Source organism: Lederbergia sp. B243.17 (genome assembly GCF_057657925.1).
In genome coordinates this window covers 1-21,456 of sequence record NZ_JBWBKF010000091.1, presented here as the reverse complement: position 1 = coordinate 21,456, position 21,456 = coordinate 1, and the positions used below count along the sequence as shown (strand labels likewise).

General features: G+C 46.4%; 23 protein-coding genes and 1 pseudogene. 4 read left to right on the top strand and 20 right to left on the bottom strand.

The window, feature by feature from the left end; genetic code table 11:
- Window positions 1-32: 32 nt before the first annotated feature.
- The 4 genes from AC0TWI_RS19090 to AC0TWI_RS19075 form a co-directional block, all read right to left on the bottom strand.
- On the bottom strand, window positions 33-710 hold the full coding sequence (locus AC0TWI_RS19090) for a response regulator transcription factor (protein WP_488127931.1): 678 nt from the start codon (window positions 708-710) through the stop codon (window positions 33-35).
- Window positions 711-2,081: a HAMP domain-containing sensor histidine kinase gene (locus AC0TWI_RS19085; protein ID WP_488127930.1), complete on the bottom strand. Its 1,371-nt coding sequence runs from the start codon at window positions 2,079-2,081 to the stop codon at window positions 711-713.
- 174 nt (window positions 2,082-2,255) lie between these two features.
- Entirely contained in the window at window positions 2,256-2,837 is a 582-nt protein-coding gene (gene scpB / locus AC0TWI_RS19080; RefSeq protein WP_488127929.1) for an SMC-Scp complex subunit ScpB, read from the bottom strand.
- On the bottom strand, window positions 2,821-3,579 hold the full coding sequence (locus AC0TWI_RS19075; protein ID WP_488127928.1) for a segregation/condensation protein A: 759 nt from the start codon (window positions 3,577-3,579) through the stop codon (window positions 2,821-2,823). Before AC0TWI_RS19075 ends, scpB begins: the two co-directional genes overlap by 17 nt.
- Window positions 3,580-3,742: 163 nt before the next feature.
- Between AC0TWI_RS19075 and AC0TWI_RS19070 the strand changes: the two genes are divergently transcribed.
- Window positions 3,743-4,294, top strand: coding sequence for a DUF309 domain-containing protein (locus AC0TWI_RS19070; RefSeq protein WP_488127927.1), 552 nt, complete (start codon window positions 3,743-3,745; stop codon window positions 4,292-4,294).
- 85 nt (window positions 4,295-4,379) lie between these two features.
- Window positions 4,380-5,734 (top strand): IS3 family transposase gene (locus AC0TWI_RS19065; protein WP_488127926.1). Its coding sequence is split into 2 segments (ribosomal slippage): window positions 4,380-4,833 and window positions 4,833-5,734, totalling 1,356 coding nucleotides; the frame shifts between segments, so codons are not numbered across the junction.
- Between the two features lie 154 nt (window positions 5,735-5,888).
- Here the strand turns inward: AC0TWI_RS19065 and AC0TWI_RS19060 are convergent.
- The 16 genes from AC0TWI_RS19060 to spoIIM form a co-directional block, all read right to left on the bottom strand.
- The gene (locus AC0TWI_RS19060; protein ID WP_488127925.1) at window positions 5,889-6,242 is read right to left on the bottom strand and encodes a GNAT family N-acetyltransferase; all 354 of its coding nucleotides are present in this window, start codon (window positions 6,240-6,242) and stop codon (window positions 5,889-5,891) included.
- Between the two features lie 287 nt (window positions 6,243-6,529).
- Entirely contained in the window at window positions 6,530-7,858 is a 1,329-nt protein-coding gene (gene lysA / locus AC0TWI_RS19055; RefSeq protein WP_488127924.1) for a diaminopimelate decarboxylase, read from the bottom strand.
- Window positions 7,859-7,990: 132 nt separating this feature from the next.
- Window positions 7,991-9,472 carry a spore germination protein gene (locus AC0TWI_RS19050; RefSeq protein ID WP_488127923.1) on the bottom strand — a complete coding sequence of 494 codons (1,482 nt, stop codon included), beginning with the start codon at window positions 9,470-9,472 and terminating at the stop codon, window positions 7,991-7,993.
- 15 nt (window positions 9,473-9,487) lie between these two features.
- Window positions 9,488-9,913, bottom strand: coding sequence for a stage V sporulation protein AB (locus AC0TWI_RS19045; RefSeq protein WP_488127922.1), 426 nt, complete (start codon window positions 9,911-9,913; stop codon window positions 9,488-9,490).
- A complete protein-coding gene (locus AC0TWI_RS19040) occupies window positions 9,906-10,520 on the bottom strand; it encodes a stage V sporulation protein AA (RefSeq protein WP_488127921.1) in 615 nt (204 codons plus the stop codon). Before AC0TWI_RS19040 ends, AC0TWI_RS19045 begins: the two co-directional genes overlap by 8 nt.
- A 118-nt stretch (window positions 10,521-10,638) precedes the next feature.
- The gene (locus AC0TWI_RS19035) at window positions 10,639-11,217 is read right to left on the bottom strand and encodes a histidine phosphatase family protein (protein WP_488127920.1); all 579 of its coding nucleotides are present in this window, start codon (window positions 11,215-11,217) and stop codon (window positions 10,639-10,641) included.
- A gap of 1,725 nt (window positions 11,218-12,942) precedes the next feature.
- On the bottom strand, window positions 12,943-13,701 hold the full coding sequence (gene sigF / locus AC0TWI_RS19030; protein WP_488127919.1) for an RNA polymerase sporulation sigma factor SigF: 759 nt from the start codon (window positions 13,699-13,701) through the stop codon (window positions 12,943-12,945).
- A 12-nt stretch (window positions 13,702-13,713) separates the two neighbouring features.
- Window positions 13,714-14,154: an anti-sigma F factor gene (gene spoIIAB, locus AC0TWI_RS19025; RefSeq protein WP_488127918.1), complete on the bottom strand. Its 441-nt coding sequence runs from the start codon at window positions 14,152-14,154 to the stop codon at window positions 13,714-13,716.
- 1 nt (window position 14,155) lies between these two features.
- A complete protein-coding gene (gene spoIIAA / locus AC0TWI_RS19020) occupies window positions 14,156-14,506 on the bottom strand; it encodes an anti-sigma F factor antagonist (protein ID WP_488127917.1) in 351 nt (116 codons plus the stop codon).
- Between the two features lie 131 nt (window positions 14,507-14,637).
- Window positions 14,638-15,801, bottom strand: coding sequence for a D-alanyl-D-alanine carboxypeptidase family protein (locus AC0TWI_RS19015; RefSeq protein WP_488127916.1), 1,164 nt, complete (start codon window positions 15,799-15,801; stop codon window positions 14,638-14,640).
- Between the two features lie 126 nt (window positions 15,802-15,927).
- Window positions 15,928-16,740, bottom strand: coding sequence for a purine-nucleoside phosphorylase (locus AC0TWI_RS19010; RefSeq protein ID WP_488127915.1), 813 nt, complete (start codon window positions 16,738-16,740; stop codon window positions 15,928-15,930).
- A 6-nt stretch (window positions 16,741-16,746) separates the two neighbouring features.
- The gene (deoB, locus tag AC0TWI_RS19005) at window positions 16,747-17,940 is read right to left on the bottom strand and encodes a phosphopentomutase (protein WP_488127914.1); all 1,194 of its coding nucleotides are present in this window, start codon (window positions 17,938-17,940) and stop codon (window positions 16,747-16,749) included.
- Window positions 17,941-18,035: 95 nt separating this feature from the next.
- Entirely contained in the window at window positions 18,036-18,929 is an 894-nt protein-coding gene (gene xerD, locus AC0TWI_RS19000) for a site-specific tyrosine recombinase XerD (RefSeq protein ID WP_488127913.1), read from the bottom strand.
- Window positions 18,930-18,935: 6 nt separating this feature from the next.
- Window positions 18,936-19,172: a YqzK family protein gene (locus AC0TWI_RS18995; protein WP_488127912.1), complete on the bottom strand. Its 237-nt coding sequence runs from the start codon at window positions 19,170-19,172 to the stop codon at window positions 18,936-18,938.
- Window positions 19,173-19,301: 129 nt separating this feature from the next.
- On the bottom strand, window positions 19,302-19,778 hold the full coding sequence (fur, locus tag AC0TWI_RS18990) for a ferric iron uptake transcriptional regulator (protein WP_488127911.1): 477 nt from the start codon (window positions 19,776-19,778) through the stop codon (window positions 19,302-19,304).
- Window positions 19,779-19,884: 106 nt separating this feature from the next.
- Window positions 19,885-20,532 (bottom strand): stage II sporulation protein M, encoded by a 648-nt coding sequence (gene spoIIM, locus AC0TWI_RS18985; RefSeq protein ID WP_488127910.1) that lies wholly within the window; start codon window positions 20,530-20,532, stop codon window positions 19,885-19,887.
- 146 nt (window positions 20,533-20,678) lie between these two features.
- Between spoIIM and AC0TWI_RS18980 the strand changes: the two genes are divergently transcribed.
- Both AC0TWI_RS18980 and AC0TWI_RS18975 read left to right on the top strand, forming a co-directional pair.
- Complete coding sequence (locus AC0TWI_RS18980; RefSeq protein ID WP_488127909.1) at window positions 20,679-21,131, top strand: MarR family winged helix-turn-helix transcriptional regulator; 453 nt, start codon at window positions 20,679-20,681, stop codon at window positions 21,129-21,131.
- A gap of 22 nt (window positions 21,132-21,153) precedes the next feature.
- A pseudogene (locus tag AC0TWI_RS18975) lies at window positions 21,154-21,456 on the top strand (hypothetical protein); the annotation flags it as partial.

Here is a 21,456-nt window from a genome sequence, read left to right as displayed (position 1 = left end):
CAATTTCTTCCGTACAGCTTCTTTTCTCATTCCTATTTATCCCACTTATAGCCGACTCCCCAAACGGTTGCCAGATGGTCATCGACCGGGTATCCGGCGTTTCTCAATTTGTCTCGGATGTTGCGGATATGGGAGTCAATCGTGCGATCCTCCGTCTCTGCCTCAAATCCCCAAACATTGCTGAGAAGCTGCCCCCTTGTATACACCCGCCCCGGTTTTCCCATAAGCAGCGCAATCAGCGAAAATTCTTTAGGGGTCAATTGGATCGGTTTGTCCTGGAAGGTGAGCGTGTAGGAATCAAGGAGCAATGTCAGTCTACTGCAGTTGATTTTCCGGTCATCCTCCGGTTGCTGCGCCCGTCTAAAAACCGCCTCAATCCGGGCCAATAACTCAGCCGAATCAAAGGGTTTTGTAATATAATCATCCGCCCCCAATTTCAAGCCTTTCACAATCTCGGCTTTGTCTGCCCTTGCCGTCAGCATGATGATCGGAATGTCCGATATACCCCTGATTTTCGTGCAAGTTTCCCAGCCGTCCATGTCAGGCATCATCACATCCAAGATAACAAGGTCAACAGATTCCTGTGACAGTATAGCCATTGCCTCCGTTCCTGAAGCTGCAGGCACACATGTATATTGCGACGGCTCCAAATACAGTGACAGCAGGCTCCGCATCCGTTCTTCATCGTCTACAACAAGTATTTTACGCAATTACATGTCCCCTCTTACTAGAATAGTAAACGTCGTTCCTTTGCCGATTTGACTGGAGACTGTCATTTTCCAACGATGGGCATCAACCAATTCCTTGACGATGGAAAGCCCAAGTCCTGTGCCGCCCAGTTCTCTGGAGCGCGATTTGTCCACTCGGTAAAACCTTTCAAAAAGAAATGGAATCTCCTTTTCCGGAATCCCCTTTCCCTCATCGCGGATCGATATTTCAATCTCCGATTCTATTTTCGTTACCTCTATCGTCGTTGTTGCCCCTTCAGAAGAATATTTCCTTGCGTTCTCTGTCAAATTGAAAATGATTTGCTCAAACCGAACAGGATCCGCCTTAATTTGAACAGTACCTGGACAGTGAATCACGAGGTTTTTCCTCTCTTGCTTGAAAGCTGGCAATAGTTTCTTGGAGATAGCCTCCAATCTATCACAAACTGAAAAGGACTCTGTTTGGATCGTAAAAGCGTTGTTGTCCAGTCTGGCCAGCTCCATCAAATTGCCGACAAGGTTCGTCAATTTCGTTGTTTCCTCTGTAATGATGTTCAAATAACTCAAACGTTCCTCCGCTTGGAGATTGTCTCTTTTGGCAACCTCGGCGTACCCCTTAATATACGTCAAAGGGGTCCTCAGCTCATGGGCAATACTTGCCAAAAATTCATTCCGTTCCGTCTTCAAATGATTCAATTCGTCAGATAGAAGCTGGATCGACTGCGCCAGCTCTCCCAGCTCATCCTTGCTTTTTGTTTTGAATTGAATGGAAAAGTTTCCTGAGCCCAGCTCTTTCGTTGCTTCCTTCATTTTAACGAGGGGGGCAGCGATAATTTTTGAGAGGATGAGAATGATAATTGCGGTAATTAAAACCGTGGAGATGCCCGCAATCATAAAGTGCCTGTTGAGCTGCTGGATCAGCCTTTGCAATTGACCCGTATGCTGGAACATATAAACATATCCTTTATGTACCCCTGCTTTGTAAGGAGAAATGGTGGCGATATACGATCCGGACTGCCAATCGGCTTCGATCACCTTCCCTTTTTCAGGGATGGACTTTTCGGCTTTCCTTAAAAGGTGCTGAATCTGACCATCAATCCTGATCGAAGAAATAACAACCTCACCTTTTCTGTCCGTGATCACAACCTCCGTATCAGATTTTGCTTCCATTAAAGCAATATGCTCAATCGTTTCCTGATTATAATAGGTCTCTAGCACATCTCGATGGTTATTCCCTCTCGTCACCAAGGCAGACAGCTGTTCATCAATCCGTGTTTGAGCGATTTTTTGGTACAGCAAATAAAACAAACAGACTTCCATCGCAAAGATTAAGCAAAAAAAGAGAAGGCCGATTTTTATCGAGATTTTCTTCACCCGGCACACCACCTCATGACTATTTTACAGTTAGAATATCGAGAATCTATGCAGAAGGGATGAGAAATCACTTAGCTGACAAAAAAAGCGGTTATCATTCTAGAACGAATGATAAACCGCCTTCTTTGTACTGCTCTTTCAGATTTTCACTCTTGCCAGTAGACAGACGTCTTTTTATTTTGACGCTTCCTGTATATTCGCAAAGAAGAGATCTGCGTTCAACGCCCCATCGCCTTCTTCTTCGCCGTCCGGCAATTCCGGCAGATCCTCAATGGTATTGAGACCGAAGTAATCGAGGAATTCATTGGTCGTGGCATACAGTTTGGCCCGGCCTGTCCCTTCCGCCCTTCCGGCTTCCTGGATCAGCCCTTTTGCAAGTAGCGTCTGGATTGCCCGCTCTGTTTTCACACCGCGGATTTCTTCGACTTCAACCCGGGTGATCGGCTGCCGGTAAGCGATGATCGCCAACGTCTCGAGCCCTGCCTGTGACAGAGACGAGGATACAGCTTGGTCTGTCAATTTCTTCAGATAGTCCGCCAATTCGCTTTTTGTCGCCAATTGATACGTCCCTGCCAACGCGACAATCTGGATGCCTCTGTCCATGTCGGCATAAGCAGCCTCAAGCCCCTCAATCAAACTGCGAGCCTCTGATTCTTCAATTTCCATTACTGAACATAGCTGCTGGAGGGACAGCCCTTCGTCCCCTGCCGCGAAAAGCAAGCCTTCAAGGACAGCATATTTACTGAGGCTGGACATGGGAAACCCCTTCCTTTCTCGCCATTAAAATAATATCTCCGAAGTTTCCTTCCTGCTCCACAACGATGAGATTACGCTTCATCAGTTCCAGCATGGCAAGAAAAGTGATGACAATATAGGACTTTTCATGCCCCGGAAAGAAACTGTCAAAGCTTCTTCTCCCTTCGCCCAATTCGAGCACCAGGTCCTCCATCCTTTCCTCGATGGAAACCTCTTGCTTTGCAATCACTTTCGTAACGGGTTTTTGGAGTTTTTTCCGTCTCATCAACTTATGATAAGCGCCGAGCATATCAAATATCGTTGCACCGATATCCTGCGGGTCATTCACAGGGGCTTCGGCGAATTTTGACAGGTCGCTCGGCGGCTTCGAATAGATTTTGCTCCGCTCTTCCTCTTTTTCTTTCAGCGTGACCGCAGCTTCTTTGTATTTTTTGTATTCGATCAGCTGCTCGACCAATTCATCCCGCGGATCTTCTTCATAATAGGACATGTCCTCTTCAAATTCCGGTTCATATTTCGGCAGCAGCATCTTGCTTTTGATTGCAAGCAGTGTCGCCGCCATCACAAGGTATTCACTCGCCCCATCCAGCTCCAAATCCTGCATTGCGTGGATGTAGAGGAGATACTGCTCAGAAATCGTCGCCATCGGAATATCATAAATATCGATTTCAAGCCGGTTAATCAAGTGCAAAAGGAGATCAAGCGGACCTTCATAAGCATCGATTTTCACTTCGTACGCCATCGTCTCACCATTTTCATCATAAAATCGGTCCACACTTAATCATAGTATAGACCGGCGGAAAATTGAAGAGAAAATTGCTGCGTACATGGCATGCGCCCATGTTTTCAACCTTTTATTTATGCTACAATGAAGCAGCATGCAGAAAACAGAAAGGAGCATCATCGTGTCTTTTCCGCAAAAGTACGTAGACTATCTTGTTCACTTCCATGGTGACCGTGATTATTTTGAATGCCATGAAGTGTTGGAAGACCACTGGAAAGAGAATGGAATGGGAAGACATTCGGTCTGGTCCGGCCTGATTCAGGTTGCGGTCGGAATGTACCATTACCGCCGGGGCAATGTGAAGGGTGCGGAGAAATTGATGCGAAAATCGCTGATCCTTTTGGAATCAAACTGCGATGCTCTGGAGCAGCTTGGAATCGATTCGTCCGCCTTTCTTGAAATGCTCCACAACTGTCAAAAGAAAATCATGGCTGGGATGCCATATGAACCGATAAATATACCGATTGTCCATCCATACTTACTAAAAAGCTGCAAAATCCGCTGCCGCGAGCAAGGAATCGAGTGGTGTGGCGCCTCTGTTCCTCCAGATGATCTGATCCACCGTCATATAACAAGGAACAGGGAACCGATTATCGCCGAAAGAGAGCGGATGCGTGCTCTTAAAGGGCTGGAACGGAACCAAAGCCTTGCGCTTTCTGGCAGCATTGGATGACAACAAATAGAAAAGATCCCAAAGAGGCGATGAACTGCACCCCAATTGTTAGACACCATCTATCAATTGGAGGTGCAGTTTTTCTATGGCTAAATTTACTACAGAAGATAAAATACAAGCCGTTGATCGTTATATAAATGGCAGGGAAAGTTCATATGAAATAGCTAAGTCCTTGGGGACCAATCACAAAGCAATACTTAAATGGGTCAAACAACATGAATACCATGGCGTCGAGGCGTTTAGTAGGTCATATACAAATTACACGCAACAGTTTAAACTAGACGTACTAAATTACATGATTGAACAGGGCACGTCCTTTAATGAAACGGCGGCGATTTTTAAGATTTCTTCCCCTTCAACCATTCATGTTTGGAGAAGGCTGTTTGAAGAACAAGGAGCAGAGGCCCTTCAATCAAAGAAAAAGGGGCGTCCATCCGTGAAAAAGGAATCCAATCAACCATCAAAATCAGCGACTGTTAAAGATTCTACTGAGGTACTTGAAGCACGTATTAAACAACTAGAAATGGAAAACGAGTATTTAAAAAAGTTGAATGCCTTAGTTCAAAACAAGGAAAAATCACCAAAAAAGACAAAGCACAAGTAGTCTTTGAACTAAGGCATAAATATCCAGTGAAATCACTCGTGAAGCTCGCTGGTATTCCACGAAGTACATATTATCATTTGGTGGCACGTATGAATCGTCCAGATCTAGACGCAGATGTAAAAGCGGAAATTAAATCGATTTATGAAGAGCACGAGGGACGGTATGGCTATCGTCGTATTCGTGATGAGCTAGCCAACCGTGGGCGAAAGGTGAATCATAAGAAGGTTCAACGCATCATGAAAGAGTTAGGTTTAAAGTGCTTGGTACGTATGAAAAAATATAAATCTTACAAAGGTACAGTTGGTAAAATCGCGTCCAATATTTTAGATCGCAACTTTACTGCAGATGCCCCAAATGAAAAATGGGTCACGGACATTACGGAATTTAAGTTGTTTGGTGAAAAACTTTATTTATCACCTGTGTTAGATTTGTTTAACGGTGAAATCATTACCTATACAATTGGATCAAGACCGACGTATTCACTTGTCTCAGACATGTTGGAGAAGGCAATAGAACGCTTACCAGAGGAACACCAGCTACTATTGCACTCTGATCAAGGCTGGCATTATCAAATGAAGCAATATCGACACGCGCTTGAAACTACGGGGATTGTGCAGAGTATGTCCCGCAAGGGAAACTGTTACGATAATTCAATGATGGAAAATTTCTTTGGCATTATGAAGTCGGAGTTACTCTATTTAAAGGGATTCGAAAGCGTAGAACATTTCAAATCGGAACTCGAAAAATATATAAATTACTATAATACAAAACGGATGAAGGCAAAATTAAAAATGAGTCCGGTGCAATACCGAACTCATTTTACCCAAGCTGCCTGATGTAATAACCGTGTCTAACTTTTAGGGGTCACTTCACGACTCTGGGATCTTTTTTCGTTTGTAGATGTCGCTTCATGTGCTGCCTTCGACTCTCGAAAAAAGGACAAAAAAAGCACAGGAGCGGCCCCCTGCACTTTTTTGGTTCCGGGAATGATCAGCAATCCCCATCCGAAAAGCATTTTTCGAAAAAAGCAGCTGTGTATTCATCCGGATAGATTTTCTTGTCCTCATACATCTCTTTTACTGCCATCATCATGCTTTTGCCTACTCCCTCATGGCGGTGGGAAGGGTTCACAGAAATATGCTGAACCTTTACTTTATCCCCTTCAATAACAAACCCGATCAGGCCGATAATATCTTCGGCTTTCCAGAGAAAAAGCTGCCAGCCTTCCTCACTCTCATATTTCTTGATTGTCTGTTGGAGTTTTTTCAAGTCTTTTTCATTGGGCATGAAAGAGAGAAGGCCCATCGCGATTTTTTCATAAGCCTTTTTATAGCGGATTAACATGTCAGATCCCTCGTTATTGTTTTTTCTCCAAGGCCGGCCCGAGACCGCCGCCTAAAGAAGTCGGTTGAATCTCAATCAATCTTATTGGTTTGGAGCGATGAAGATCGCGTATATAGTTCCCCAGCCGATCGCAGCGACCGCAATCAGTATAAACAATATGATATTTCTTTTTCGCAAAGAAAAAACACTCCCCAGCTATTTGCCAAGCAATCACCGGCTTGGATGTACTTCCATTCATTCACAATTATTGTATCGATTATTCATCATTTCTGCAACTTTACGCAGGATCAGGATCTGAATGCTGAGCTTTTTTGCAAATAGGGGCGGTCAAGTTGGATGATGTCCTCATATGTTTCCCGCTTTACGACGAGCTCAGCCTGTCCATTCTCAACAAAAACGACGGGCGGACGAGGGATTCGGTTGTAATTATTCGCCATCGAGTAGCCGTAGGCTCCTGTGCAGAAAACGGCGAGAATATCGCCAGAACTCGTTTCCGGCAAGGCAATGTCCCAGATGAGCATGTCTCCGGACTCACAGCATTTACCGGCGATGCTGACGACGTCATCCCTTTCCTCGTTCATTCTGTTGGCGAGGGCCGCCTCATATTTTGCATCATATAAAGCTGGTCTTATGTTATCGGTCATCCCGCCGTCAACGGCAAGGTATTTGCGGATGTTTGGCACATCCTTGCTGGAGCCGACTGTATAAAGCGTCGTTCCGGCATCGCCGACGAGGGACCGGCCCGGCTCAATCCAGATTTCCGGCAAAGGCAGGGACAGGCGTTCTGCTTCAGCCTTGACCGTCTTGATCATTTCTTCCACATACTGCCCTGGAGCAAGCGGCGTGTCCTCATCCGTATAACGGATGCCGAAGCCCCCGCCCAGATTCAGCACTTGCGGGCTGAATCCATGTGTATCCTTCCATTCCGCCATTTTTTCCATAATTTTTTTCGCTGCCAAAACAAAGCCAGTCGTTTCAAAAATCTGCGAACCGATATGGCAGTGCAGCCCCAGCAGGTCGAGAAACTTGTTCTCCATCGCCATGATCAGCGCCTGCTCTGCCTGTCCGTTTTGCAGGTCAAAACCAAATTTGGAATCCTCTTGCCCTGTCAGGATGTAATCATGCGTATGGGCTTCGATACCCGGTGTAACGCGCAGCAGCACTTTGATATGCTGCTTTCTCTCTTCGCAAAGCTGATTCAGCAAATGCAATTCATGGAAGTTATCAACGACGATGCAGCCGACCCCATGATCAAGTGCCATTCTCAGCTCCTGCTCGCTTTTGTTGTTTCCGTGAAAGTGGATTTTATCGGCAGGAAATTCTGCTGCCACCGCCGTATACAATTCGCCCCCAGACACGACATCGAGCGACAATCCCTCTTCCTTAATCACCTGCAAAATCGCAATCGAGGAGAATGCCTTGCTTGCATAGGCGACCTGCGCTTCCACTCCAAGCCGTTCGAACGTTTCCTTGAACGCCTGAGCACGCTCCCTGACGAGCGCAATATCGTATACATACAATGGTGTGCCGTATGTTTCTGCCAGTTCTACTGTATCTTTCCCGCCTATTTCCAAGCGGCCTTTTTCATTCACTTTCGCTGTGCCGTATAAATGCAATGCCTTCCCCTCCAGTATCCATATGAATAACAAAGCAACCGGCTTATCCCGATTGCTTTGTTAAACAGCCTTCATTTTACAGATTTATGTGAATAAACTTTATCATATTTCGCTTGTTCCTGCAACGCTGGATCAGCGGCTTGGCGGCTGTCTGTATTTATCACGCGGATGAACGATGCTCGGGCGAAGCTTGGATCCCGGCACTGTTCTTCTCAGCATGATTTGAAAAAACCCGCTTGGATTGAACGGGAGCAGCGGCCACAAATAAGGGGCATTAAGCGGCCGCAGCTGGGCCAGAAAAATAACGTAGATCGTACTGGCAATGATAAATCCGGGCAATTTGAAAATGGCGACGACAATCAGGAGCACCATCCTCACAATCTTATTGGCCACGCTCAATTCATAGCTCGGCGTAGAGAATGTGCCGATTGCGGCGATCGATATATAGAGTATGACTTCGGCATTGAACAGCCCGACATCTACGGCGATCTGGCCGATCAGCACAGCCGCGATTAAGCCCATCGCCGTCGACAGCGGGGTCGGCGTATGGATCGCGGCGATCCTGAGAAATTCAATGCCAAGATCGGCGAGGATTAACTGAAGGATCATGGGAACTTCCGAGTGTTTATTTGGACCGATATACGTAATATCATGAGGCAGCAAATGCGGCTCATTTACGAAAAGATACCATAGGGGCAGCAGAAAGATGGAAGCAAGAATACCAAGGAATCTTGTCCAGCGGACGAATGTTCCGACTGCCGGTGATTGCCTATATTCTTCCGCATGTTGAACGTGATGGAAATAGGTTGTCGGGGTGATCATTACACTCGGCGACGTATCGATAAAAATGAGGACATGTCCTTCCATCAGATGAACAGCCCCGACATCCGCCCGTTCCGTATAGCGGACGAGCGGATACGGATTGTACCCTTGCTTCATGATGAATTCCTCTATCGTTTTGTCTGCCATTGCAATGCCATCGATATCAATCTGCTGCAATTCCTTTTTGATAATCTCAACGAGCTGCGGATTCGCCACGTCCTTTATGTACCCAATTGCCACATCCGTCTTCGACCGCTCCCCCACCTTGATCATTTCAAAACGGAGATTACCATCCCGGATCCGCCGTCTCGTCAATGCTGTATTGATGACGATGTTTTCCACATACCCATCACGGGAGCCGCGGACAACCTTTTCAGTATCGGGTTCCTCCGGCTGACGGCCCGGGTAGTTGCGGACATCGATAATGAAAGCTTCCTCTGATCCCGACACAAAGACGGCGATCAATCCGGACAGCACTTGATCAACTGCATCGCCCATCGTTTTTGTTTTCTCCACCGAGGAGTCAACAAAACGGTTTTCTACCAACTTAAATAAATCAGCGGACTGTTTTTCCCTGTCGTTCAGCTCAACAAGTTCCCTGATAATATTTGAGATCAGAAGAGCATCACATAGGCCGTTGACAAAATAAATATCAACCCTGCCACTTTGGATATACAGCTTTCGAACACCAATATCAAAGCTTGTCCCAAGTCCAACATGTTCTGTAAAATATTTGTTTACTTTTTCCAAGTCGCCGGGAATCGGCAATTCGGGCTTTTTGTTCGTCTCCATCCGTCCCGCCTCTTTTCACATGTTAATTTTCACCATATAAAGCCAGTGGAATAGGGCGCCGCACACTTTTCCCAAGACAATGCCCATCAGCAAAATGATCAATTTATTGTCAATTCCCAGCCTTTTTGCCAGGATCGGCGGAACATTCAGCACTTCGGTCAATGCCGCGGCGAGCATTCCAATGAACACTCCGCTGAACAGGCCGAGCGGCACAAGAAGCCACTCACTCCATTCCGCATGGAGATTGCGGAGCTCAATCCAGCATGCCGACACAGCTCCAGTAATAATCGCCTGCTCGTAGAAGATGATATACTGGTGCGTTTTGCTCAATTGCGTCAAGCGCGGGATGATGCCAAGAACGGCCAGAAACGCTATGAAACCGGTACCGACTGCAAGCCCCCCTGCAAGGCCGACGATGACAAGGATGACAGCTTCAATCATCCAGGTTCTTCTGGCTTTCTTTGTTTTCATGGAGAAGCACATACCGGTCTAGATCTTGCTGATAATTGAACAGCTCGATCTCAAGAGGGCTCGGCTCCTCATTGATTTTCTTTTTGAAAATATGATTGAAAAACAAAACCATTCCTAGACCGATCCCTAATGCATAAGGCACCTGGAGTAGCAGAGGGGAAGCTTTCCGCTCCCCAGTAATCATCCAGTACAGTTTCTGGTGCATCTTTTGCATCCCGACTTCTTGTTGGAAATTGATGATCGCCAGGGCCGAACCGAGGAAAAGCAAAATCCAGACAGCAAGAAAAAGTGGAAGCGTCAGCCTCTTTTTCTTCTCCTTCACGACGATGATCGTCTGCGTTGGTCCTAGTGTCTCAATGTCTATTGGCCCTGCCTCCCGCTGGATGAGCGGGACGATTGCCATCAGATCGAGGACGGCAAAATTCAGGTCTGCCTCGTCGGTCTGATATACAGGCAAACGCTGCAGTACTGCCACCGTATCCGGCTCAGCCACAATCTGCGCCGCATCCCCCAATCGAATGACCTTGCCCGATTCCGCCAAAATTTTATGGCGCATCCGTATATACACAACACTCATATCCGCCACTTCCTGAACAATTTGTATGATGTAGTATGCGGATAAAGGAGAAAAAAATACAAAAAAGCCCACGGCCAGCTGGCTGAGAGCGGCGGTGGGGAATAGAGAAGCAATGAAATTAATTGAGATGTTCTATACAATTATAAAGATTACAATTCCAATGGCCTTCAATATTCCGGAGAATTGTAAGAGAAGTATTAGCAATATTAGTTGTTGGGAATTTTTCAGGTAGCAAATGCTGTAAGGTAAGACCTATTAAAGCACCGTGGCTCACTACTAAAATCCTTTTCCCTTTGTATTCACGATTTATTTCTTCTAAAAATTGAATTTCTCTCATGGCCACATCTTCAAACTTTTCCATTCCAAGATTTACATTCCGCCAGTTATCCCCCCACATTTGCATTCTTTCCTCTTCAGTTGTCCCCTCAATTTTTCCACAGTTTATTTCCCTAATTCTTTTATCTACACTCATAATGGAAACGTTAAGTTTACTGCCAACAATCTTGGCTGTTTCGAAGGCTCTTGATAAATCACTTGTTATAATCATATCCCAGTCTTTTTCATTTGAAAGTCTATCGCCAAGTCTAATTGCTTGCCTTATGCCTTCATCATTTAAAGGAACATCAGATATACCTTGTGCCTTGCCAAGATTATTCCACTCTGTAATCCCGTGTCTGATAAATCCTATTTCCGTCATAACTGATACCCCCGTTCCCCTAAATCCAGTTGAGTAAATACTATATGCTGAACGTTAACATTCCCAGTCTTTCATATGTGTTTGTCATTAAAAATACAAGCTGGATGTGATACAGGCACAATATTTACCATTTACATAGTCAAAAGTAAAAAAAAGGCGGCATTCGCCACCTTCTGCTTTACGAATTAAACTTCTTTTCCTTGGTAAAATACAAGACGATATTAAAAACGCCAAAAAGCAATGTCAGTGTCAGTATGGTTGTGAAAATATTTTGCGGTTCAAAAACAAAAAACGAAATTACTAAAGCAATCACATATACCAAATATCCTAAATTGAAAATTTTCTTAGCTTCGGGAGACACTTCTTGTCCTCCTTTCAGTAAGTGGGTATCGGAAACTTAAAAAGAAACACCCATAACATCCGCAAACAATTTTGTCACTTTTTTCCTTATTAAAATTATTGTACATTATAAATAAGAACATCGTCAAGGAATGCCGGGGAAAGACGTATTTAAACCTCTAACTCCTCGTTGACCGTTCTTGATTAGTTAAGTTGCTTTACCAAAAGCATACTTCCCTACACAGTTATATACCTACTGTTTTAGTCAAAACGCCCCCGCTTCAAATGCTCCCTCATCCGGTACGCTATATAGCTTGTCCAAGAAAACGATGGAGAAATTGTAACGAGCATCCGGCAAACCTAAAATCGAGTGGACCCCGTCGGCTTCTTTCCCCTCTTGAAATCTCTTAAAAGAGCCATTGTCCAATAATTGGAGGTGATATGCAATACTGTTCTATTATTGGATTTGCGTTAGTCTCTCTTTCAGCAGAGCCATTTTATTATTCACTTCCAGCTACATCTTAGACGTTCGGTTGAACGCAGAAACCAAAGAAGGAATAGGAGGCGCTATTGAAAAATATTTACCTGAAGGTGAAAATATCATTGAGGCCGCCAAAGTAAAAATATACTTAGCGATATTTTTTTGACTTATTATGTGAAGGAGGTTGTTTAAAGGGATGGAAATCCAATTTCCACTTTCCAAGTCACCCAAAAATGATACTTACAGCTTTTGTTACCGCAAATAGGGTGAAAGAAGCTACAGATTTAAATCTGATTATCCTAATTTAGCAGATTGCAAATTTTTGAGGTAGTTGAATTTCAAAGTAGTTCATATTACGATCATTCTGCGCATAAAAAAGCCCCCTAATTAAGGATGTAGGGGGAAACAAGATGTACTTCTTATTTGAAAAAGTTTAACATTTTTTCTTGGTGCATTTTTTATTATTTGCGAATATTGCGATAAATGTACCCGACAAAACAGTCATCCATAAAATGAGATCCATTTTTTCACCTCCAATCGGCTAGTTATATTATTATACTTCGGATAATGCGGCAACAGCAATTGCGGATTATCTAGGAAAATAAAAAGTTAATGTCACGGTTCGACCATAAAGTCTCGCATGCAGACGACCGGCTTGTCGGGATCATTGAACACTCCTATGTGACCCTCGCACGCAGACACCCTGTCGGGTTCATTAAACACTTCTATGTGACCCTCGCACACAGACACCCGACTTGTCGGGAACATTGAGTACCCCCTATCTGACTATCGCATCGACCATCCCCCCTCTTCGGGCACTACCGTTATTCAATTCCGGTAGGTTAACTAAAACTACAAGCAATGCTTGCACGTCCAATGCCCTTAAAAAAGACGCATGACCCTTTTCAGGCGTCCATGCGCTCTTTCATTCTTTCGAGTATTTTCTTTTCCAGTCTGGAGACTTGGACTTGGGAGATGCCGAGTCGCTCGGCTACTTCCGATTGGGTCTGGTCTTTGTAATACCGGAGGAAGACGATCAGCCGCTCCCGCTCGTTAAGGTGGCGGATCTCTTCTTCAAGAGCGATTTTGTCGAACCATCTGATGTCGGTTTGGTCGCTGATCTGGTCGATGAGTGTGATCGGGTCCCCGTCGTTCTCAAAGACCGTTTCATGGATTGATGCGGGCGACCGGCCTGCATCTTGGGCGAGGATGATGTCATCCCTGGATACACCGAGATGATCGGCGAGTTCATTTAGTGTCGGAACCCGGCCATGCCTCTTCGACAGCTCATCCTTCGCCCGGCGGATTTTGCCGCCAAGCTCCTTCAGCGACCGGCTTACTTTCACAGTGCCGTCATCGCGGATGAAGCGCTGGATTTCACCGATGATCATCGGCACCGCATAGGTGGAAAACTTCACATCGAAGGACAAGTCAAATTTATCCACTGACTTCAGCAGGCCGATGCTGCCGATCTGGAAAAGATCGTCCGGCTCATAGCCTCTGTTGAGAAAACGCTGCACGACCGACCAGACGAGGCGGATGTTTTTCTCGACTAGCAAGTCTCTTGCTGCCTGGTCTCCCGCCTGGCTTCTTTTGATATATTCCTTGACTTCTGCGTCTTTTAAAAATCCCTGATTCGGTTCTTTTTTCAGCTCGACTTCCATATCAGCGGCTCCTTAATTACACAGCGCTTTATTTTTCGATAAGTACTTGATTAATCTGATCGTTGTGCCGACACCTGGTTGTGAGTCTACTTCCAATTGATCCATGAAATTTTCCATAATGGTGAAGCCCATTCCGGATCTTTCCAACTCGGGTTTCGTCGTAAACAGAGGCTGCTTCGCTTCTTCTATGTCTTGGATGCCAATCCCATCATCGCGTATCAACAAGTCGAGCTTGCCGTCTTCAATAACGGCGGAAATGTGGACGATGCCAGCCGGATTCCCTTCATAGCCGTGGATGATGGCGTTTGTGACCCCTTCGGAGACGACTGTTTTGATTTCCGTCAGCTCATCAAGTGTAGGGTCAAGCTGCGCAACAAAGGCTGCGACCGTCACCCGTGCAAACGATTCATTCTGACTGAGGGCGCTGAATTGAATTTGCATTTCGTTTCTCATCTTAGGCAACCCCCAATCTTTCAAGTGCAAATTGCTCGGATGTCTCAAAACGAATGATTTTGAACAGGCCGGACATTTCAAAGAGGCGCTGTACCTGCGGAGATATCGCACAGACAACCATCTCCCCGCCGCTTTGCTTGACCTGCTTATAGCGGCCCAGAATGACCCCGAGACCTGAACTGTCCATAAACGCCAGCTTTTCCAGGTTCATGACAAGATGATGAATATCGTGTTTTTCCATTGCGGCCGTAACCTGCGACCTTACTTCTTCTGCTGTATGGTGATCCAGTTCTCCGACAAGCCGGAGACATAGCACGTCCTGCCTGACTTCCATTTCCATTGATAGACTCACTGTTTGCTTCCTCCTCATTGACATTGATAGAGTTCATTCGGCTTACAGTGAGTCATTCTCTTTTCCAGCAGCCTTTTCCTCCCTGATGACAAAACTAGAAGAAATTCGCTAAAATTTAAATGGAGTCCGCTTTAATTCGACTGTGTAAACATGCCGAATGCGCGCTTATATAAATCCCACCAAGATGCCTTGTCCACATTTGCCTGAGCAACAATTTTCGATTTGACAAGGATTTCATTATCTTTTTTCACAGTGAGCGTGCCGACAACATCGCCTTTTTTAATCGGCGCCTTCAATGTTTTCTGCAGTTTGATTTCCTTCTTCAACTTTTCAGGCTTTTCTCCTTTTTTCGTAACAACGGAAACCGATTCTCCTGTCACCGCTTTCACTTTCTTGGTTTTCCCTTTGCTAACCTCCGCTTCACCTAGCACTTCACCTTTTTTATAAATCGGATGGGCAGCGTAGTTGGAGAATGCGTAGTCGAGCATTTGTGTAATCTGTGCATTTCGGCTTTTCGAAGTCGGCGCGCCGAAGACAACGGCGATCACCCTCATTCCGTCTTTCTTCGCAGTGGCGGTCAGGCAGTATTTCGCTTCGCTTGTGAAGCCTGTTTTCAAGCCATCCACTCCCGGATAAAAACGGACGAGTTTGTTCGTATTGACGAGCCAGAATTTCTTTTCCGTATTCTCCCGCAAATAGGACTCGTATAGCTTGGTGAAATCGGTGATTTCTTCATGCTTCAGTAGTTCCTTGGCCATTGTCGCCATATCGCGGGCCGTACTGTAATGATCTTTTGCGCTTAAGCCTGTCGGGTTTTGGAACTTGGTGTTTTTCAATCCGAGCTCTCCGGCCCGCTTGTTCATCATGTCAACGAATGAGTCCTCGCTCCCCGCAATTTTCTCAGCCATTGCCACAGAAGCATCATTTGCGGATGCAATGGCGATGCCAAGAAGCATTTCTTTGACCGTCATCGCTTCGCCGGCCTCCAGGAAAATCTGTGATCCTCCCATCGAGGCGGCTTTCTCGCTTGTTGTGACTTTTTCATCCATGTGGATTCGGCCGTCATCAAGTGCTTCCATGATGAGAAGCATCGTCATGATTTTTGTCATCGATGCCGGCGGAAGCTTCTCATCGGAGTTTTTTTCGTAAAGCAGTTTGCCTGTATCCCGCTCAATCAGGATGGCCGACATTGAATCAGCCGCAAGCTCTGCCTTTTTTTCTTCCGCGTTTGCTGCGGGTGCCAACAGCGGCGTTGCCAGAAGCAGGCAAAGGAATAATACACTTACTTTTCTCACACAAACCCCTCCATCGTGTTCTGTCATTAGACCGGGAAAGTTTTCCATAGCCCCATTGTCCCCCGAAGAGATTTTTTTATACAAAAAAAACCAGGAATATTCCATTCCTGGTTTCAATAAAAATTCCTATCGTTTTTTTACAATCTCTTTTACGAATTTCAAGAAATCGGCTTTCACTTTTTCCGCTGTTTCGACGACTTCATCATGGTTGAGCGGCTGATCGAGCATTCCTGCCGCCATATTCGTGATGCAGGAGATGCCGAGCACGTCCATTCCAGCATGGTTGGCGGCAATAACCTCCGGCACTGTCGACATGCCGACCGCGTCGCCGCCGAGCATGCGGATCATCCGGACTTCAGCAGGTGTTTCATATGAAGGCCCGGTCGTTCCGTAGTATACGCCTTCTTGGACCTGGACAGCAAGCTCCCCGGCAATCTTCCGGGACAGGTCTAGAAGTTCCTTGCTGTATGCTTCGGACATGTCCGGGAACCGTGTACCGAGGTTTGATTCATTCGGCCCGATCAGCGGATTGCTGCCCATCCCGTTAATATGGTCAGTGATGAGCATCAAGTTGCCCGGCTCAAACCCTTCATTGACGCCGCCTGCAGCATTTGTAACAATCAGTGTCTTCACGCCGAGCAATTTCATCGTCCGGACTGGAAAAACGACCTGACTGAAATCATAGCCTTCATAAAAATGGAAGCGCCCCTGCATGGCGATCACTTCCCGCCCGTTCAATTTACCGATAACGAGCTGGCCGGCGTGTCCTTCGACAGTTGATACCGGGAAGCCCGGAATCTCGCTGTAGGGGATTTTCACCGGATTTTCTATTTCATCGGCCAATACGCCAAGCCCTGAGCCAAGAATCAGCCCAATTTCCGGATTTCCGGAATATTTCTCTTTGATCAAGGCAGCAGCGCCCTGTATTTTCTCAAACATGCCCCTTTACTCCTTTACAGCCAGCTGTTCCAAAAAACTGTCGCCCTGGCCTGTCCATTTTACTTTGAAAATATCTGCAACGGTCGCGCCGAGATCAGCGAATGTCCGTCTGACCGGCAGCTCTCCGCCGCCGTTGAACCGCTTGGAGAAAACGAGCAGCGGCACAAACTCTCTCGTATGGTCCGTCCCGGTGAATGTCGGGTCATTTCCATGGTCCGCCGTGATGATCAGCAGGTCATCCTCTCTCATCGCCCCTACGATCTCCGGTATGCGCGCATCGAATTCTTCAAGCGCCTTGCCGTATCCTTCAGGGTCGCGCCGATGCCCGTATACCGCATCAAAATCGACGAGATTGACAAAGCTCAAGCCGCGGAAATCTTCACCAATCACCTTGACGAGCTTGTCCACGCCATCCATATTGGAAACGGTACGTTCCGCTCTTGTGATCCCCTCACCGTCGTAAATATCATTGATCTTGCCAATGGCAATAACATCAAGACCGCTATCCTTCATTTCATTCATGATCGTCCGGTCAAACGGCTTTAAAGCATAGTCGTGGCGGTTCGGCGTCCGCTTGAAACTGCCCGGCTCACCGACGAATGGGCGTGCAATTACGCGACCGACTTTGAATTCTTCGGCAAGCGTCAATTCTCTCGCCTTTTCACAGATTTCATACAATTCCTCAAGCGGGACGACCTCTTCATGGGCGGCAATTTGAAGAACGGAATCCGCAGACGTGTAAACGATCAAAGCACCCGTTTTCATATGCTCCTCGCCGAGCCTTTCAATGATTTCGGTTCCGCTTGCCGGCACATTGCCGATGATACTGCGGCCTGAGGCCCGTTCCAGCTGCGTGATGAGCAGTTCCGGGAAGCCGTTCGGGAAGACACGGAACGGATGGCTTGTGACAAGGCCCATCAGTTCCCAGTGGCCGGTCATCGTATCCTTGCCGTTCGATGCTTCCTGCATCTTCGTGTAATAAGCATCTGGTGTTTCCGTTTTTTCAATTCCTTTGATTTCTTTAATGTTGGAAAGGCCCATTCTGCCGAGGTTCGGCATGTTTAAACCGCCAATCGACACCGCAATATGGCCAAGCGTATCGGCTCCTTTATCGCCGAATCTTTCTGCATCCGGCGCCTCGCCGATTCCGACAGAATCCATCACGATCAGATGTACGCGGTTGTATTGTGTTTCCTCCATGTCGCTTCCTCCCCTTATCAATGAGTATTAAAAATTGCTATCCTACCTTATCATACCCATTTCGACCAAGCAAAAAAACCGCTATGCGCGGCAAACTAGGCACGGGGGTGATATTTGCTGTAGACTTCCTTCAATCTCGTCTTTGTCACATGCGTATAAATCTGGGTAGTAGAAATGTCCGAATGGCCGAGCAGCTCCTGCACAGCGCGGAGATCAGCACCGTTTTCCAAGAGATGAGTCGCGAATGAATGGCGCAGCGTATGCGGCGTCAGTTCCTTTTCAATCTTCGCCTCGGCTGCAAGCCGTTTTAGAATCTTCCAGAACCCCTGCCTTGTCAGCCGGTTGCCATGATGATTGACAAACAGCGCATCTGTCCGGCTTTTGCTGTTCCTCAGCTTTGGCCTTGCTTCCCGCAAATACTCTTCGATTCTCTGTTCAGCGAATTTGCCAAGCGGGATGATCCGCTCCTTATTCCCTTTTCCTGTGCAGCGGACAAATCCCATCGTCAAATGCACCTGGTCGAGATCGAGCGCGGTCATTTCACTCACACGCATTCCCGTCGCATACAAAAGCTCGAGCATGGCACGGTCACGCATCCCGATCGGCGTTGTGGTGTCCGGCGCTTCCAGCAGCAATTCCACTTCTTTCATACTGAGCACCTTCGGAAGCGTCTTCTCCATCTTTGGTGATTCTATATGTACCGTTGGGTCATGCTCAACCGCCCGTTCCCGCAGCAGAAACTGATGGAAGGAACGGATCGACGCGATATGGCGGGCAAGCGTTTTCGCCGATTTCCCCTGCGCCTTCAAATAGCCCAGAAACTGGATGATCTGTATGCGGCCGACCTGTCCGAACGACTGAAGCATCTCCACTTCCCGCAAGTAGCGGATATAATGCTGCAGATCCCTCCGGTACGAAATGACCGTATTCCGCGCCAGGCCTTTCTCAGCTGTCATAAAGCGGATAAAATCTTCAAGCCTGTCTTCCATGTATATTTACTCTCCATTCCGGTAAAAAAGCAACAGACGGTCAAACCAGCCATCGCCGTTCGGCTCAATCGGCCGGAAAGCCTTGATCGCCGTCCCTTCCGGCTCTTTGTAGCGCCGGTAATCTTCGTATTCCTGATTTACCCACATGATACCATAATAGAAAAGAATTGTGCATCCCAGGAACAGGAGAAACACTCGGAACATTTTCAATAACAAGCGGAAAGAACCTTTCACTTCGATCATCCTTCTGGGCACACGGCTGAGGCCGTCGCCTTTTTACTACCATCATATGCCCAGCTCGTCCTTGATTATTCACCATTTGCCTAAAATCTGCCCTGAATATGCGGAAAACCCGCCCTGCACCGGACGGGTTTACTCCTTTTCGTTTTCTTCTTCATCATTCTCGTCTTTTTTATCTTTGCACCGCCAGCAAATCCCATGAAAGGTCAGGCGATGATCTTTTATTTGAAAATTCCAGTCACGCTCAACGATCTTCTCGACATCTTCAAGCAGATCCTCTTGTATCTCATCCACAGCTCCGCATTCGAGGCAAACCAAATGATGATGAAAATGCGCTGCCCCTTCTCGTCTCAGATCATATCGGGAAACTCCATCGCCGAAGTTAATCTTGTCGACGACCTTCAGTTCGGTCAAAAGCTCTAATGTGCGATACACGGTCGCAAGTCCGATTTCAGGTGCTTTTTCCTTCACGAGCAAGTAGACATCCTCTGCACTCAGATGATCTTCCTCATGCTCGAGCAGCACCCTAACTGTGGCCTCACGCTGGGGAGTGAGCTTATAGCTTGCGGAATGCAGTTGTTTCTTGATTCGATCGATGCGACTCTCCATACTATGTATCCTCCCTCGCCACTATCCATTTTATTATAGCAGACGGCGGAAGATAATCAAACTAAAATGATTATAATTTGGTACTCGAATCATCCAGAATCCTCCATCACTTGCCGATCGAGGCAAGGATTGATTTCATGAGTGCCGGCGAGATATACGCCTCTACACTTGAGCCGACCGTAATGACCGCAATCGCCGCCACCAGCCCCAGCGAATAAGCAGCAAAGTTCGGGACAAATTGAAACGGCACGCCTTGGCGCATCAGTATTTTCCGGATCAGCTTGATGGACAAGCCAATCGAGCTTGCTGCGATAAAAATATATACCGGAATAAAAAACAGATTTTGCGGAAGCAAGGAAAGGAAAGAGAGCAGCAGTCCATTCCAGCCCATCTGATTAACGAGAAAACCGACGGAAAACCCGATTGCGACCCCCTTCAAAAATACGAGGACAAACACGAGCGGGAAGCCGATAATTGAAATCCCCAAAATCCACATAAAGGCGATGAATTTGACGTTATGCCAAAAACTGATCTTCAATAAATCTTCCGCTGGGCTCATCTTCCCCTGCCCCGCCTGTTGAAAAAATTGGGTCAAGTAATAGAAGAGATCCTCTTTCTGCGAGACTCCGAGGCTGTTGACGAGAATGGCCCCGAACACGATACCCATGATGAACAGGACCATGATAAAAGAATAAATTGGTGAATATTGCTGCAAATGACGTGAAACGACGCCGGTCGAAAATCGGTTCCGCATACTTGGCCCTCCTGTCCTGCAATTGATACAGTCTATGAGGGACAAGCCGGAAGTATGTCCTTCCCGGAGAAAATCGATTTTAAAATATGTTGCAAATGCAACAAAATCCACGTAAACTTACAGTATCATTTCTAAGGAGACAAACAATGAAGGAAATTCTGCGTGAAATTGGAATGATTGCCAGGGCTTTGGACTCGATCAGCAATATTGAATTCAAAGAGCACGGGCTGACAAAAGGCCAGTATTTATATTTGGTCCGGATCGTTGAACACCCGGGTATCATCCAGGAAAAGGCAGCCGAAATGATAAAAGTGGACCGGACCACGGCAGCGCGTGCGATCAAGCAGCTCGAAATCAATGGCTTTATCGAGAAAAAGAATGATGAACAGAACAAAAAAATCAAAAGGCTCTATCCGACGGAAAAAGGGAGACAGGTTTACCCTTTTGTACAAAGGGAGCATGATCATTCCAACCTTACCGCTTTAGAGGGCTTTTCCGAAAAAGAAGCAGCACTTGCTTTTGAGTTTGTCCAGAGAATCAGAAAGAATGTGGAGAAAGACTGGGAATTTGTAAAAAAAGGCAACAAACGAAACTATTAATCTGAACAGGAGCGGTCGCCCAATGTTGAAAGAAATCAAAAAGTGTACAAACGAATACGTGCTTGAACTTCAAAAAATTAGCCAGGAAACATTCTACGAGACGTTCCATGAACAAAACTCTCCCAAAAACATGGATGCCCATTTAAAGACCGCCTATGACGTGAAAAAATTAGAAAAGGAATTGTCTAAAGTGGTACCTGTAGGTAGGACACTCGAAAAAAAGAGTGTTCAACCTGCAGGTGCTTTTTATATACTTGAAATTAAGAATATGGGATTAGGGGATAACATGAGCAAAGTAACTTTTTCGTCCGAACAGGTAAGTGCA